Source organism: Bacillus sp. ok061 (genome assembly GCF_900108285.1).
GTDB lineage: Bacteria > Bacillota > Bacilli > Bacillales > Bacillaceae_G > Bacillus_A > Bacillus_A thuringiensis_S.
Map to the genome: position 1 here is coordinate 76,633 of NZ_FNUW01000014.1, position 14,002 is coordinate 90,634.

The following is a 14,002-nucleotide window of genomic DNA, read 5'->3' on the forward strand; positions in this document are numbered from 1 at the left end:
ATGTGAGTTCAGAGGTATGAAGTAGTTTTAGGTAAGAAGAAGTGAGACTTCGATTGAGAATTTGAAGACTGGGTTTATAACTCTATTCTGTTAGAGAGAGGAAGGAATTAGCCAATGCTACATATGGCTAATTCCTTTTTGGTATTCTATATTTTAAGCTGGTAGAAAAATGAAAGTTTTCTGGAGTGTTTGGTGCTGTATGTATGAAAATTCTTCATTTGAAGATTTTTGATTTAAAAATATAAAAGAACGTATTTTCGATGGTTATTTTATTAATATTTCGTGGTAACGCAAATTTTTTCGGTGAAAAAATATTCAAAATACCATATAATATAATTAAATGTAATTAATATGCAATTTTGCATATTAATAAAAAACATTTTCCAAATTTTTATACTTTCTATACATTTTTGTATGTTTATTATTTGACAGATAATTTCGAACTGTTATAATATGGATATGTAAAAATTGCTATTTTCTTAAAAGACATGGGAGTCAGATGAGAATTGTGAAAGGATGAGGGGGAGTGGCACAGATTATGTATCACCACACAGCAATTAATGTATTAGGTCTTTTACAAAACATGTCAAATAATAAAATGAACGATATGCAACTAAAGGTGGAATTTAAAAAAATAGAAAAAGAATTCCAAGTAAAGTATGAAGAATTAGTTGATTTACATAATAGAATGGTATTATTTCAAATAGATATAGAAAAAAATGGCGGGATGCGAGCATATGAAAAATCAGCAATTACATGGCTGAAGTCTGAACTAGAGCTACTGTATGAAGTGTATCAATTTTGTCAACGTCACGGTTTAAACATTTTAAATATTTCAAAATACGTAAGTAAAAATGAACTAAATCTTTTTCCAAAAACAGAAAGTCAATTGCAAAATACGTATTATAAATTGAAAAAACGTGAAATGCCGTTTGAAAATATTGAAAAACAAAAACCAGGACGAAAGCGAAAATATATACCAGTAAAAGAGACAATCGTTGCAAGAAAACAAGAAAACGAGTACAAATTAAAAGAAGAGATTCAGCATAAAGAGGATGAAAAAAATCTTGTAACAGTTATATCTGGTATCGTTGATAACTTTGAAACAATTAATCAATGTAGTGAAAGGAAAGAAGACGAACTACATCAGTTTATGGAAGGTATTTATAAGCTTTCTAGCATGGCAGCAGGGCGTTCTAGAGAAGTAAAGAATATACGTAGTCTAGAAGGTGAATTGCAGTCGTTACAACTAGAAAATGAAAGGTTAAAACGAGAGAAAGAAGAGCTTGTACAAGATATTAAAGGCATGACGCAGCTTTTAATTCATTTCATTACAAGTTCTGATATCGATCAAATTCGTAAATTACCAACTTTCGTACAAGATTGTAAAATGGAATTACATAAACTAGGGCTATATAATGCACAAGACGGTAAAATGAAAATTATGGTTGATCGTAGCGGACAAGTTATGACCGTAACACAGTAATAAAATTTGGGTACAAAATAAAAGGGAGATACATAGTTTATATGTATTTCCCTTTTATTTTGTATGGAATCGTTCTAAAGAAGGAAGATGAATTTTTACGATTGCAGTAACTTAGAAACCATTTGCGGAATTTGGTTTGCTTGTGAAACCATACTAAGTGCAACTTCAGTTAGCAATTTAAACTTTAAAAAATCGCTCATTTCCTGCGCCATGTCTGCATCTTCAACTTGAGATGCAGCATCTGTTAACGCCATACTTTGGCTATTTAAATTTTCAATATTGAGCTGTAAACGATTTATCATAGCTCCAAGATCGGCACGATGAAGTGACACACTTTGCAAAGCCTCTTCGATTTTACGAATTGCCGCTCTTGCTTCTTGTTCTGTTGAAATCTTGATGTCATGTTGTGTAGGGGAAGGGGAAATATGTTTCGTCATATTTATTGTATGACCGATATCGTCTAATGTAAAAGGGCGGTTTTGACCGTCAAATACGGATAAATCATTAAACTCAGTCATCTCGCCAATATAGCCAATTTGTTCTGTTAAAGACTGAAACTCTTTATTCAGCGAATGACGGTTTTTATTTGAATCTGTACCGTTCGCAGATTGAACAGCTAAATCACGCATACGCTGCAAAATATTCGTCACAGTTTGAAGGGCAGCTTCTGCCGTGCGAAGCATCGATATTGCATCCTCATTATTACGAATCGCCACGCGCATACCACTTGCTCTCGCATGCATACGAGTCACAATTGCAATATTAGCGGGATTATCCGAAGCGTTGTTCAACTTCTTACCAGTCGCCAAATGCTCCATTGCAACATTCATACGCTTCTCATTCTCATACAACGACTGCCTAGCATTCATACTTAAAACATTCGTACCAATACGCATAATAGACACTCCTTATAGATTGATATAGTTAGTGTTCTAAAGCTAATAAACGGTTATGAAAAGAAAAAGGGGCGTATGCTCACTATATCTTTTTGTTTTCATACACGGAACGAGGATAAAACAGGCCCTGACCGCTACTAAATATGATTAGAGCTTCTCTTTAAGTTAAAAAATCTTTCAATCTATCTATATAGAAAAAATAAACCTCTCCGCAAGCAGAGAGGTTTATTCAGGAAACTAACTCAAATGGCTTATTGTAATAATTTAGAAACCATTTGTGGAGTTTGGTTTGCTTGAGAAAGCATGCTGATACCAGCTTCGTTCAAGATTTTGAACTTAGTCATTTCAGACATTTCTTTCGCCATGTCAGCGTCTTCGATTTGAGAAGCAGAAGCTGCCATAGAGTTTTCTTGGCTTTTAAGGTTTGTTACGTTAAAGTCAAGGCGGTTTAATGTAGCACCTAAAGTAGCACGGCTAGAAGCAATTGTTTCTATTGCTTTGTCGATTTTTTCAACAGAAGAAGATGGATCGAATGCTGTTGCCGTAGGTGCTGTTAGTGTTTTAAATTCTGTATTAATCTTTTCTGCAGCAGCTTTGAGAAGAGCATCAGTTTTAGCTGGATCAGCTACTACTTTATCATAAGCTTTGAAAGCATCTTCCATTTTCTCTACTTCTGCTGGTGTATAACCTGATTTGACTTTATTAAAAGCATTTTTTGCATCTGTAACGTCTTGAGCTTGTACAGCTGCATCTGCAGCTGCAGTTTCTAGTCGTTTCATAGAATTATTAAGTGTATCAAGATCATTTTTGTTAACTGTGTTTGAGCCAATAGCTAAATCTGTAATATCTAAGTTTTTAAGTGATGCAGAATCAAGTGAAATTGTAATTTGTTTATTTTTATCATGTGAGTCAAGAGTTTGGATATTAATAGTACTATTAGATCCGTCTAATAATTTTTTGTCGTTAAACTCAGTGTTGTCCGCAATGTATTGAATTTGTTCTTTTAATTGATCAAATTCTTTTTGCATTGCAGCTTGGTTTTTACTAGTATTAGTCTCACTTGCAGATTGGTTTGCAAGGTCACGCATACGAAGTAAGATGTTTGATACAGAGTTTAAAGCTGAGTCAGCTGTACGAATTAAAGACATGCCGTCTTCTGTATTACGAGCTGCAACGTTTAAGCCACCTTCACGTGAACGCATACGAGTTGCAATTGCAAGACCTGCTGCATCGTCAGAAGCGTTGTTGATACGTTTACCACTTGATAAACGGTCCATAGCATTGCTCATTTTTGTTTGGTTTTGGCGCATGTACTCTTGTGTACGCATGCTGTTAATGTTTGTATTAATTCTCATGTTAAGAAACCCCCATTTTTTTATATTGACTTTTCTGCAAATTGAAAAACGGTAATATGCGAAAAAATCAATTTCGAGATTTATTGTAATCCTTGCCACAACGGGTGTCAACTAAAAATTCGAATTAATAAATATAAAAAAATAACAGTTTAACAATATATTCATTTTTTTATTACATAATTATTAAAAGGATTATTGCAAACTTTAAAAAAAAACTCTAATATTAGATTATCTTTGTTTACCGAAAAGGTGATATTATGATAGTTGGAAATATAGTAAAAGAAGTGCTTGCATATAAGAAAGGGCAAATTCAGCAAAAGCTAAGTAGTCCACAAGCATTCGTTAGTAGTCGTTTTCAAGAGAAGTTGCAGAGTGAACCTGCGAAGGAGACCAAGGCTACTACGCAGCCGGCAAAAGTAGAAGATATGAGTCAGCCGGTACAATCTACGAAAATAGAAGCGGTTGTTAATAAACCGGTAGAAACTATTAATAAAGTAGAGGAAGCGAGTAAGCCTGAAGAAAAGGCTGAAACGAAGAAAGCAGATGAAGTGCAAGTTGCGCAAAAAGAGTTTGAACGACGTTTCCCAGAAACGAAAAATGAGGCTGTTGATACGTGGGAATTAACGAAGAAGTATAATATTCAAAAAATACGTTCTTCCAATGAAGGGAAGTATGAGGATATTATTGATCGTGTAAGTCGTACATACGGAATTCCGAAAACGTTAATTCAAAAAATGATTGAAGTAGAGTCTAATTTTAATCCGAAAACGGTGTCACATGCAGGTGCGATGGGTCTTATGCAGCTTATGCCAGCGAATGTGAAGGAGATGGGTGTGAAGAATCCCTTTTCACCAGCTGAAAGTATTGAAGGTGGCGTAAAAGAGTTAAGCGGTTATTTAAAGAAAAATAACGGCGACTTAGTATTGGCGCTTGCTTCTTATAATGCTGGTCCTGGGAATGTGAGGAAGTACGGAGGCGTACCGCCATTTAAAGAAACGCAAGGATATATTAAAAAAATATTAAATATCGACGTTTCAAAATAAGAAGTTTCATATATAGAGAGAACATGAAATTTTCGTGAACATGATATGGGAGTTGGCTAGATTTGAAATTACAAGATGATATTCCGTTAACAATTTATTTTGAAATCGGAAATACGAAAAAGAAAATTGAAGATCTGCTTCATATTACGAAAGGTACATTGTATCGTCTTGAAAATTCAACGAAAAATACGGTGCGTCTTATGCTTGAGAATGAAGAGATTGGAACCGGAAAGATTTTGACGAAGAATGGAAAGATGTACGTTGAAATCGTTGAATTGAAAAGGTAGGGAAGGGGATTGTCATGAGTGGCGAAAAATTAAGCCAAGAGCAAATTGATGCCCTGCTGAAGGCGGTAAATGAAGGCGAGGAAATGCCAGCTTTCGCACAAGAAGCAGGAAAGCAAGAGAAATTTCAAGAGTATGATTTTAATAGACCAGAGAAGTTCGGTGTTGAGCATTTACGTAGTTTGCAAGCGATTGCTTCTACGTTTGGAAAACAGACGTCACAGACGTTATCAGCGCGTATGCGTATTCCAATTGAACTAGAGCCTTCAACAGTTGAACAAGTTCCATTTACGAGTGAGTATGTGGAGAAAATGCCGAAAGATTATTATTTATATTGCGTAATTGATCTCGGTTTACCAGAGCTTGGAGAAATTGTTATTGAGATTGATTTAGCATTCGTTATTTATATTCATGAATGTTGGCTTGGCGGAGATAGTAAGCGTAACTTTACGATGCGTAGACCGTTAACAGCATTTGAGTTTTTAACGCTTGATAATATATTCTTGCTTCTTTGTAAAAATTTAGAGCAATCATTTGAAAGTGTTGTTGCGATTGAACCGAAATTTGTAACGACGGAAACAGATCCGAATGCATTAAAGATTACGACAGCGAGCGATATCATTTCATTACTTAATGTAAATATGAAAACAGATTTTTGGAATACGACGGTGCGTATCGGGATTCCGTTCTTATCTGTTGAAGAAATTATGGATAAGTTAACGTCTGAAAATATTGTCGAACATTCTTCGGATAAACGTAGGAAGTATACGTCTGAAGTGGAAGTGAAAGTAAATCAAGTGTACAAACCTGTTCACGTTGCAATTGGTGAGCAGAAAATGACAATGAGTGAGATTGAACAAATTGAAGAAGGCGATATTATTCCGCTTCATACGAAAGTTTCGGATGAATTACTTGGTTATGTAGATGGAAAGCATAAATTTAATTGTTTTATTGGAAAAGACGGAACGCGTAAGGCGCTCCTATTTAAAAGTTTTGTAGAGTAGGAGGATCCATATGAAGCATGAAGTATCTCCTGTGTCATTAATGGGATTAGAAGATTTTGCAGGAAAGCGAAATGAAGCAGGCAAAGCACATATTGATACTGTTTCAGATATTTCGATTGAACTTGGTGTAAAGCTTGGAAAGTCATCTATTACGCTTGGTGATGTAAAGCAGTTAAAAGTTGGCGATGTTCTTGAAGTAGAAAAAAACTTAGGACATAAAGTAGATGTGTATTTAAGTAATATGAAAGTCGGCATCGGTGAAGCAATCGTAATGGACGAGAAATTCGGTATTATCATTTCTGAAATTGAAGCTGATAAGAAACAAGCGGCGCTTATGAAAGCGCAAAGTCAAATGCAAGATAAAGAGTAGAGGAGGAGTCATATGTCGTATATGACGACCTTATTTCAAGTCGTTTTACTGTTTGGTGCGCTCGGTTACGGTGCATATTATATGACAAAAAAGACGCGCAAACAGCAGTTTTTTAAGCAGGGTGAAAATGGCCATATTCAAGTAAAAGACGGCGTGTATTTAAATCATCAAACGAGTGCCTTTTTATTTGAAGTGGACGGAAAGCAAGTGTTCACTGTTATTAGTAATAACGGTGTACAGTCTGTGCAATTAACCGGAACAGGAAATCAGTTTCAACAAGCACTAGAAGACGCGGTGAAGACTGAAACGAAAAAAGTAGAGGATCCATCATGAGAATAAAGAAACAGTTATCATTATTAGCCGTTATTTTCGTATTTTCTATCGTTTTTTCAATTATTTTTGTAAATCCAGCGTATGCGGCCCCGAACGGTTTTATTAATTTCGAAAATGGAAAAGAGTTTACGAGTAATTCAAGTGTACAACTATTTGCGCTCGTCACCCTTTTATCATTATCTTCTTCTATCGTTCTATTATTTACACATTTTACTTATTTTATGATCGTTCTTGGGATTACACGTCAAGGACTTGGGGTAATGAATTTACCACCAAACCAAGTGCTTGTTGGACTTGCATTATTTTTATCACTCTTTACGATGCAGCCTGTACTCGGGCAACTGAAGAGCGATGTGTGGGATCCGATGACAAAAGAGAAAATAACAGTAAGTCAAGCTGCGGAAACGACAGCTCCTATTATGAAAGAATATATGTCAAAGCATACGTATAAGCATGATTTGAAAATGATGCTGAAAGTACGCGGAGAAGAGTTGCCGAAAGATTTGAAAGATCTTTCCTTATTTACACTTGTACCATCCTTTACGTTAACGCAAATTCAAAAAGGTTTACTAACAGGGATGTTCATTTATTTAGCGTTTGTATTTATAGATTTGATTATTAGTACACTTTTAATGTACCTCGGGATGATGATGGTACCGCCGATGATTTTAAGTTTACCGTTTAAAATACTCGTTTTCGTATATTTAGGTGGATATACAAAAATCGTCGATATTATGTTTAAGACGGTCGCCTGAAGCGCTTGATGCTATGTGATAGGAGTCATATAAATGAATACGTCACCAATTATAGATATTTTCCAAACCTTTTTTTATAAAGGGGTTATGATTTTAATGCCGATTGCCGTTGTAAGTCTGATTGTCGTTATTATTATCGCGGTTATTATGGCAATGATGCAAATTCAAGAGCAAACGCTGACGTTTTTACCGAAAATGGCGAGTATTGTGCTCGTTATTATCATTTTAGGTCCGTGGATGTTCCAAGAGTTAACGATGCTTATTTTAGATTTATTTGATAAAATCCCATCGCTATTGCGTTCGTACTAAGATAGGTGAACTGAAATGAATATGGAATTATGGGCGGCGACGTTTTTTGCGTTTTGTCGCATTACTTCATTTTTATATTTTTTACCGTTTTTCTCAGGCCGATCCATTCCAGCAATGGCGAAGGTTACAGTTGGACTTGCTCTTTCAATTACAGTGGCCGATCAAGTGGATGTCTCTCACATCAAGACAGTTTGGGACGTTGCAGCTTATGCAGCAACGCAAATTGTAATTGGTTTATCACTTTCAAAAATTGTAGAGATGCTGTGGAACATTCCGAAAATGGCAGGGCATATTTTAGACTTTGATATCGGTTTATCACAAGCAAGTTTGTTTGATGTAAATGCGGGCTCACAGTCTACTTTACTATCAACCATTTTTGATATATTTTTTCTCATTATTTTTATTTCACTTGGCGGCATTAACTATTTCGTTGCCACTATTTTAAAGTCGTTTCAATATACAGAGGCGATTTCAAAATTGTTGACGACTAGTTTTTTAGATAGTCTACTCGCAACGTTATTATTTGCGATCACATCAGCGGTTGAAATTGCTCTGCCGCTTATGGGAAGTTTATTCATCATTAACTTTGTTCTAATTTTAATTGCAAAAAATGCTCCGCAATTAAACGTTTTTATGAATGCATACGTAATTAAAATTACGTGCGGTATTTTGTTTATTGCGATGAGTGTACCGATGCTCGGTTATGTGTTTAAAAATATGACGGATGTATTACTTGAAGAGTATACGAAACTATTTAACTTTTTCTTAACGAAGTAGGGGGACGCGCATGGCAAAGGATAATAAAACAGAAAAGGCCACCCCGCAGAAGCGTAAAAAATCGCGTGAAGAAGGGAATATTGCCCGGAGTAAAGATTTAAATAATTTATTTTCCATTCTCGTATTAGCAGTTGTCGTTTATTTCTTCGGGGATTGGCTAGGTTATGAGATTGCAAATTCCGTAGCGGTGCTGTTTGATCAAATTGGAAAAAATACAGATTCAACCGAGTATTTTTATTTAATGGGGATTTTATTACTGAAAGTATCGGCTCCGATATTAATACTCGTATATGCTTTTCATTTATTCAATTATATGATTCAAGTCGGCTTCCTATTTTCTTCTAAAGTCATTAAACCGAAAGCGTCACGTATTAATCCGAAAAACTATTTTACGAGATTGTTTAGTCGTAAAAGTTTAGTAGATATTTTGAAATCACTGTTTTATATGGGATTAATCGGTTACGTTTCGTACGTTCTCTTTAAAAAGAATTTAGAGAAGATTGTTAGTATGATTGGATTTAACTGGACAGCGTCACTTACTGAAATTATTAGCCAAATTAAATTTATCTTTTTAGCCATTTTAATTATTTTAATCATTCTTTCCATTATTGATTTCATTTATCAAAAATGGGAGTACGAACAAGATATTAAGATGAAAAAAGAAGAAGTAAAAAGGGAGCATAAAGATAATGAAGGGGACCCGCAAGTAAAAGGGAAACGAAAAAACTTTATGCATGCGATCTTGCAAGGAACAATTGCGAAGAAGATGGATGGCGCAACGTTTATTGTCAACAACCCGACTCATATTTCGGTCGTACTTCGTTACAATAAACACGTTGATGCAGCACCAATTGTCGTTGCAAAAGGGGAAGATGAGCTCGCATTATATATACGAACACTTGCCCGTGAACAAGAAATACCAATGGTGGAAAACCGTCCGCTTGCTCGTTCTTTATATTATCAAGTCGAGGAAGATGAGACGATTCCTGAAGATTTATACGTAGCTGTAATTGAAGTTATGCGCTATTTAATTCAGACGAATGAACTTGAAGTATAATAGCGCGTTTGGAGGAGATCTCTTTGTTTAAGATAGATTCTGCAAGAACCTATTTTTCTATCTTTTTAGCAGCGTCATTCGTAGTGGCGCTCTTAATTCCACTTCCACCATTTATACTTGATATCATTATCGTTTTTCTACTAAGTATGTCAGTACTTATTTATATGCGAGCGACAAGTATTAACGAGTGGGATGAATTAAAGTCATTTCCGACGATGTTGTTATTAATCGGGATTTTCCGCGTATCGATTAACGTTTCGACGACGCGAGCGATTTTGACAGATGGAAATGCCGGTCATGTTATTGAAGAGTTCGGCCAGTTCGTAATTGGCGGAAACTTATTAATTGGTATCGTTATTTTTACAGTATTAATCATATTTCAGTTTATCGTTGCAAACGGTGCATCTCGTACAGCTGAAGTAGCAGCTCGTTTTACACTTGATTCTTTACCGGGGAAACAAATGTCTATCGATGCTGATTTAAACCAGCGTATTATTTCAGAAAAAGATGCACAGGCAAAACGAAAAAAATTAAATATGGAAACAGAGTTTTACGGGGCGATGGATGGTGCCGGAAAGTTCATTAAAGGGGACGTTATTTTCGGGATTGTCATTTTATTCGTAAACATTATTTTCGGTTTAATTGTCGGCATGATGCAGCAAAGAATGAGCTTTGCAGATGCAGCTCTTCATTATACACAGTTAACTGTCGGTGACGGAATCGTAAACCAAATCGGTTCATTAATGCTTGCAATTTCAACAGGTATTATCGTAACGCGTGTATTTGACGGCTCACCGGATACAGTAACAGAAGGTATCTTTAAAGAGTTATTAGCGCATGAAGTCGTTGTATATGCACTAGGTGGTTTATTTATTGCAATGGGTATTTTTACTCCGCTACCGTTTTTACCATTCGCACTCGTTGGTGGAACGATTATCTTCTTAGGCATTCGTAATAAAAATCGAATAAAGAAAGAAAAAGAAGACGAGCTTCAAAAAGAATTAGAAATGATTCAAGGTGAAGATGAGCAACTGCAACAAGTGGAAGATTCATTCGGAGTATTTACGGATAAATATCCGATTATTGTAGAACTCGGTTTAGATTTAGCAGCACTTGTAAAGCAGAAAATTAACGGGGAAACAGCTCGTGATAAAGTTGTTCTTATGCGGAAGTCGATTATTACTGACCTTGGTATTAACGTTCCTGGAATTAACTTTAAAGATAATACGAGCTTTAGACCACGTGGTCGTTACATTATTCGTATTAAAGGTGCGAAGGCGGCTGAAGGTGTTTTAAAATCAGGTTATTTATTAGCACTAAAAACACCGAACGTAATGGCTGATTTAGATGCAGAACCAGCGAAAGATCCAATTTTCGGCGAAGATGGATATTGGATTTTAGAGCATATGGTGCAAGATGCACAAATGAAAGGCTATCAAGTGTTAGAGCCACTTAGCATATTAATTACACATTTAGATGTTGTCGTAAGGCGTAATCTGCATGAATTAATTCAGCGCCAACATGTAAAAGACTTAATTAACTCGCTTGAAAATGATAATGGCGTTCTATTAGAAGAGATTAAGAAGAAAGAAATTGATTTATCACTCGTTCAAAATGTTATTAAACAACTTCTAAAAGAAGGTATTTCTATTCGTGATTTACCAACAATTATTGAAGGTATTATTGACGGAAAAGAAGTGAATCAAAATCACGTTGATGGTGTGACATCATTTGTTCGTGAATGTATTTCAAAAGTTATTTGTGAAAATGCGAAAAATCCGGACGGAAAAATTTATGCAGCGCTCTTCTCTGATTCAATTGAGTTAGATGCGGATGTTGTGAATAATTCATATCAAGGTTACTTGTTAAACTGGGATTTAGATTTAGAAACACGTGTCGTTGAGCAAGTGCAGCGCGTCTTTAAGCAAGCACGTTTAATGGGAAGAGAACCAGTGTTATTAACACGTAGAAAAGATTTTAGATTTGCAATTGTAAGACTGCTAGAACGTTATCAAGTAGAAGCACAAGTACTTTGTATTAGCGAATTAGCACCAGAAATTGTTGTGGATCAAATTGCCTATATTGAATAGTAGGGGGTGAAGTAATGGAAAGTACAGAAAAGAAAGAAGCGTTAATGCGAATAAAAGCAGCTTCGAAAAATGAATTGTATCGAAAGTTATTTGACCAATATGGTACAGATTATTATTACGTTGTCGATGAAAGTGTAAAACGAAATATACCGTTTTTCTGGAAAAAGGATTATGAAATGTTAGTTGCTTTTCCAGAAGAAAAACAGGAAGAAGTGAATGAAGGTACAGCTCAATTTCATGAACAGTTAATGGATGTTGTGAATGATCCTTCAGAACAAATTGTGAAGGCGAATGGAATTCAATCAGTACTGCACAATTTAGAAAACGTAACGACTCCTATGTCATACGCGGCAATGCAAACAGGAAATAGTGAAGAATGGGCAAGAAAAAAAGAAAAACTATTAAAGCTGTTTGAAAAAGGAATTGTCGTGGTGAAACAGACGAAAGAAACGGAAGTACCGAAAAAGAAAAAAGTTGTGAAACAAGTCGTTCCGGTAAAGAAAGAAGAAGTAGTTCCAAAGAAAGAAAGTCAAGAATCTGTACCGTTTATTATTCAAAAGGTAATTCGGATGCTAGAACAAAACGATGTGGAACAATATTTCATTTATGCATATGCTGAAAAGTTAAAAATAAAGTTTGAAAATGCAACGATGATTACGGAAGAAGAAGTTATTAGGTACATATTGGAAGATATGAAATCTCATTTCAATACGGAAAACGTCTTTGAAAAAGAAGTACAAACAATTGCATTAATCGGTCCAACTGGTGTTGGTAAAACGACGACGCTTGCGAAAATGGCATGGCAATTTCACGGTAAGAACAAAACAGTTGGTTTTATAACGACAGATCATTCGCGCATAGGGACAGTGCAGCAATTGCAAGATAACGTAAAGATAATTGGATCGGAAGTAATTGCTGTGCGTGATGAAGCTGCAATGACAAGAGCGCTTACGTATTTTAAAGAAGAAGCGCGCGTCGATTATATTTTAATTGATACAGCCGGAAAAAATTATCGTACGACAGAAACAGTAGAAGAAATGATTGAAACGATGGGACAAGTAGAGCCAGATTATATTTGTTTAACGTTATCAGCTTCGATGAAAAGTAAAGATATGATTGAAATCATTACAAACTTTAAAGATATTCATATAGATGGTATTGTGTTTACAAAATTTGATGAAACAGCAAGTAGTGGTGAATTGTTGAAAATTCCAGCAGTATCATCAGCTCCTATTGTATTAATGACAGACGGCCAAGACATAAGGAAAAATATACATATCGCTACAGCTGAACATTTAGCGAAACAAATGTTACAAACATCGTAGAAAAGAGGTGAAGAATAAGGCGCTTGCCTTATTCAAACGAATATGAACGGTCTTTATATAGGTTCTATGGGTATGATGAACTACATGCAGCGAATTAATGTTCATTCGAATAACGTTGCAAATGCTCAAACGACAGGATTTAAAGCAGAAAATATGACGTCTAAAGTATTTGATGTACAAGACACATATCGCCGCGGAGATGGGGCGGTAACAAATATCGGTTTGGTCGATTATGCTGTAGTACCAGCTGCAACACATGTGAATTTAGTACAAGGAAATATACAAATGACAAATAGCGCTACAGATTTCTTTTTAGATGACGGCGCAGCCGGCACAACATCATTTTTCGTTACTTCTAAAAATGATGAAACGTTTTTAACGAGAGATGGTAGTTTCACATTAAATAGTGATCGTTATTTACAAACATCTTCAGGTGCTTTCGTAATGGGAGAGAATAATGAGCGTATTCGTATTCCGGAAGGAGCAAAGGTTGCTGTACAAGCAGACGGTACATTATATGATGAAGTAACACAAAATAATATTGCTCGTTTGCAAACAAAAACAGTAGATGCAGAAACGAATGCTCGTCTCGTGCAACGTGAAAATAAAAGCTTTACACTAGCAGAAGGAAACATTGCTAATTTACCGAACGGAACAGGAATAGTAAAAAATCATATGCTAGAAAATTCAAATGTAGATATGACGAAAGAGATGGCCGATCTTATGACGGATCAAAAGATGATTCAAGCATCACAGCGCGTTATGACGTCATTTGATAAAATTTATGAAAAAGAAGCGAATGAAATATTGAGATAAAGGACTTCCAAAAGTGGGAGTCTTTTTTGTTATTGCTTTTATTACAGTTACATCATAAAATGATAATGATTATCAATATCATTTTATCTATTTTCATAAGAA

15 protein-coding genes are annotated in these 14,002 nt (G+C 35.4%); 13 read left to right on the forward strand and 2 right to left on the reverse strand.

From position 1 onward, the window contains the following. The first annotated feature begins 538 nt into the window (after window positions 1-538). Window positions 539-1,486 (forward strand): DNA-binding domain-containing protein, encoded by a 948-nt coding sequence (locus C4S65_RS18820; RefSeq protein ID WP_142391555.1) that lies wholly within the window; start codon window positions 539-541, stop codon window positions 1,484-1,486. A 95-nt stretch (window positions 1,487-1,581) separates the two neighbouring features. Here C4S65_RS18820 and C4S65_RS18825 read toward each other — a convergent pair whose 3' ends face one another. Together C4S65_RS18825 and C4S65_RS18830 are read right to left on the reverse strand one after the other, a co-directional pair. After that, complete coding sequence (locus C4S65_RS18825) at window positions 1,582-2,382, reverse strand: flagellin (RefSeq protein WP_098838411.1); 801 nt, start codon at window positions 2,380-2,382, stop codon at window positions 1,582-1,584. Between the two features lie 251 nt (window positions 2,383-2,633). Next, complete coding sequence (locus C4S65_RS18830) at window positions 2,634-3,737, reverse strand: flagellin (protein WP_001222396.1); 1,104 nt, start codon at window positions 3,735-3,737, stop codon at window positions 2,634-2,636. Window positions 3,738-3,994: 257 nt separating this feature from the next. Between C4S65_RS18830 and C4S65_RS18835 the strand changes: the two genes are divergently transcribed. From C4S65_RS18835 to C4S65_RS18890, 12 genes are all read left to right on the forward strand, one after another. Then, a complete protein-coding gene (locus tag C4S65_RS18835; RefSeq protein WP_088349673.1) occupies window positions 3,995-4,780 on the forward strand; it encodes a lytic transglycosylase domain-containing protein in 786 nt (261 codons plus the stop codon). Between the two features lie 62 nt (window positions 4,781-4,842). Beyond that, window positions 4,843-5,067 (forward strand): flagellar motor switch protein FliN, encoded by a 225-nt coding sequence (locus tag C4S65_RS18840; RefSeq protein WP_000775712.1) that lies wholly within the window; start codon window positions 4,843-4,845, stop codon window positions 5,065-5,067. Window positions 5,068-5,081: 14 nt separating this feature from the next. Beyond that, window positions 5,082-6,068, forward strand: a complete 987-nt coding sequence (gene fliM / locus C4S65_RS18845; protein ID WP_000012361.1) for a flagellar motor switch protein FliM — start codon at window positions 5,082-5,084, stop codon at window positions 6,066-6,068. Window positions 6,069-6,078: 10 nt separating this feature from the next. Next, the gene (gene fliN, locus C4S65_RS18850) at window positions 6,079-6,438 is read left to right on the forward strand and encodes a flagellar motor switch protein FliN (protein ID WP_000680010.1); all 360 of its coding nucleotides are present in this window, start codon (window positions 6,079-6,081) and stop codon (window positions 6,436-6,438) included. Window positions 6,439-6,450: 12 nt separating this feature from the next. Next, window positions 6,451-6,771: a hypothetical protein gene (locus C4S65_RS18855; protein WP_000121178.1), complete on the forward strand. Its 321-nt coding sequence runs from the start codon at window positions 6,451-6,453 to the stop codon at window positions 6,769-6,771. Beyond that, window positions 6,768-7,526: a flagellar type III secretion system pore protein FliP gene (locus C4S65_RS18860; RefSeq protein ID WP_001220582.1), complete on the forward strand. Its 759-nt coding sequence runs from the start codon at window positions 6,768-6,770 to the stop codon at window positions 7,524-7,526. Before C4S65_RS18855 ends, C4S65_RS18860 begins: the two co-directional genes overlap by 4 nt. Window positions 7,527-7,559: 33 nt before the next feature. Further along, window positions 7,560-7,835, forward strand: coding sequence for a flagellar biosynthetic protein FliQ (locus tag C4S65_RS18865; protein WP_001098080.1), 276 nt, complete (start codon window positions 7,560-7,562; stop codon window positions 7,833-7,835). A 15-nt stretch (window positions 7,836-7,850) separates the two neighbouring features. Then, window positions 7,851-8,612 (forward strand): flagellar biosynthetic protein FliR, encoded by a 762-nt coding sequence (locus C4S65_RS18870; RefSeq protein WP_001055717.1) that lies wholly within the window; start codon window positions 7,851-7,853, stop codon window positions 8,610-8,612. Between the two features lie 10 nt (window positions 8,613-8,622). Next, complete coding sequence (locus tag C4S65_RS18875; protein ID WP_001040120.1) at window positions 8,623-9,669, forward strand: flagellar type III secretion system protein FlhB; 1,047 nt, start codon at window positions 8,623-8,625, stop codon at window positions 9,667-9,669. 23 nt (window positions 9,670-9,692) lie between these two features. Next, the gene (gene flhA, locus C4S65_RS18880) at window positions 9,693-11,759 is read left to right on the forward strand and encodes a flagellar biosynthesis protein FlhA (protein WP_098838412.1); all 2,067 of its coding nucleotides are present in this window, start codon (window positions 9,693-9,695) and stop codon (window positions 11,757-11,759) included. 14 nt (window positions 11,760-11,773) lie between these two features. Beyond that, window positions 11,774-13,084, forward strand: a complete 1,311-nt coding sequence (flhF, locus tag C4S65_RS18885; protein ID WP_098838413.1) for a flagellar biosynthesis protein FlhF — start codon at window positions 11,774-11,776, stop codon at window positions 13,082-13,084. A 42-nt stretch (window positions 13,085-13,126) separates the two neighbouring features. After that, complete coding sequence (locus C4S65_RS18890; protein WP_098838414.1) at window positions 13,127-13,900, forward strand: flagellar basal-body rod protein FlgG; 774 nt, start codon at window positions 13,127-13,129, stop codon at window positions 13,898-13,900. Window positions 13,901-14,002 lie beyond the last annotated feature (102 nt).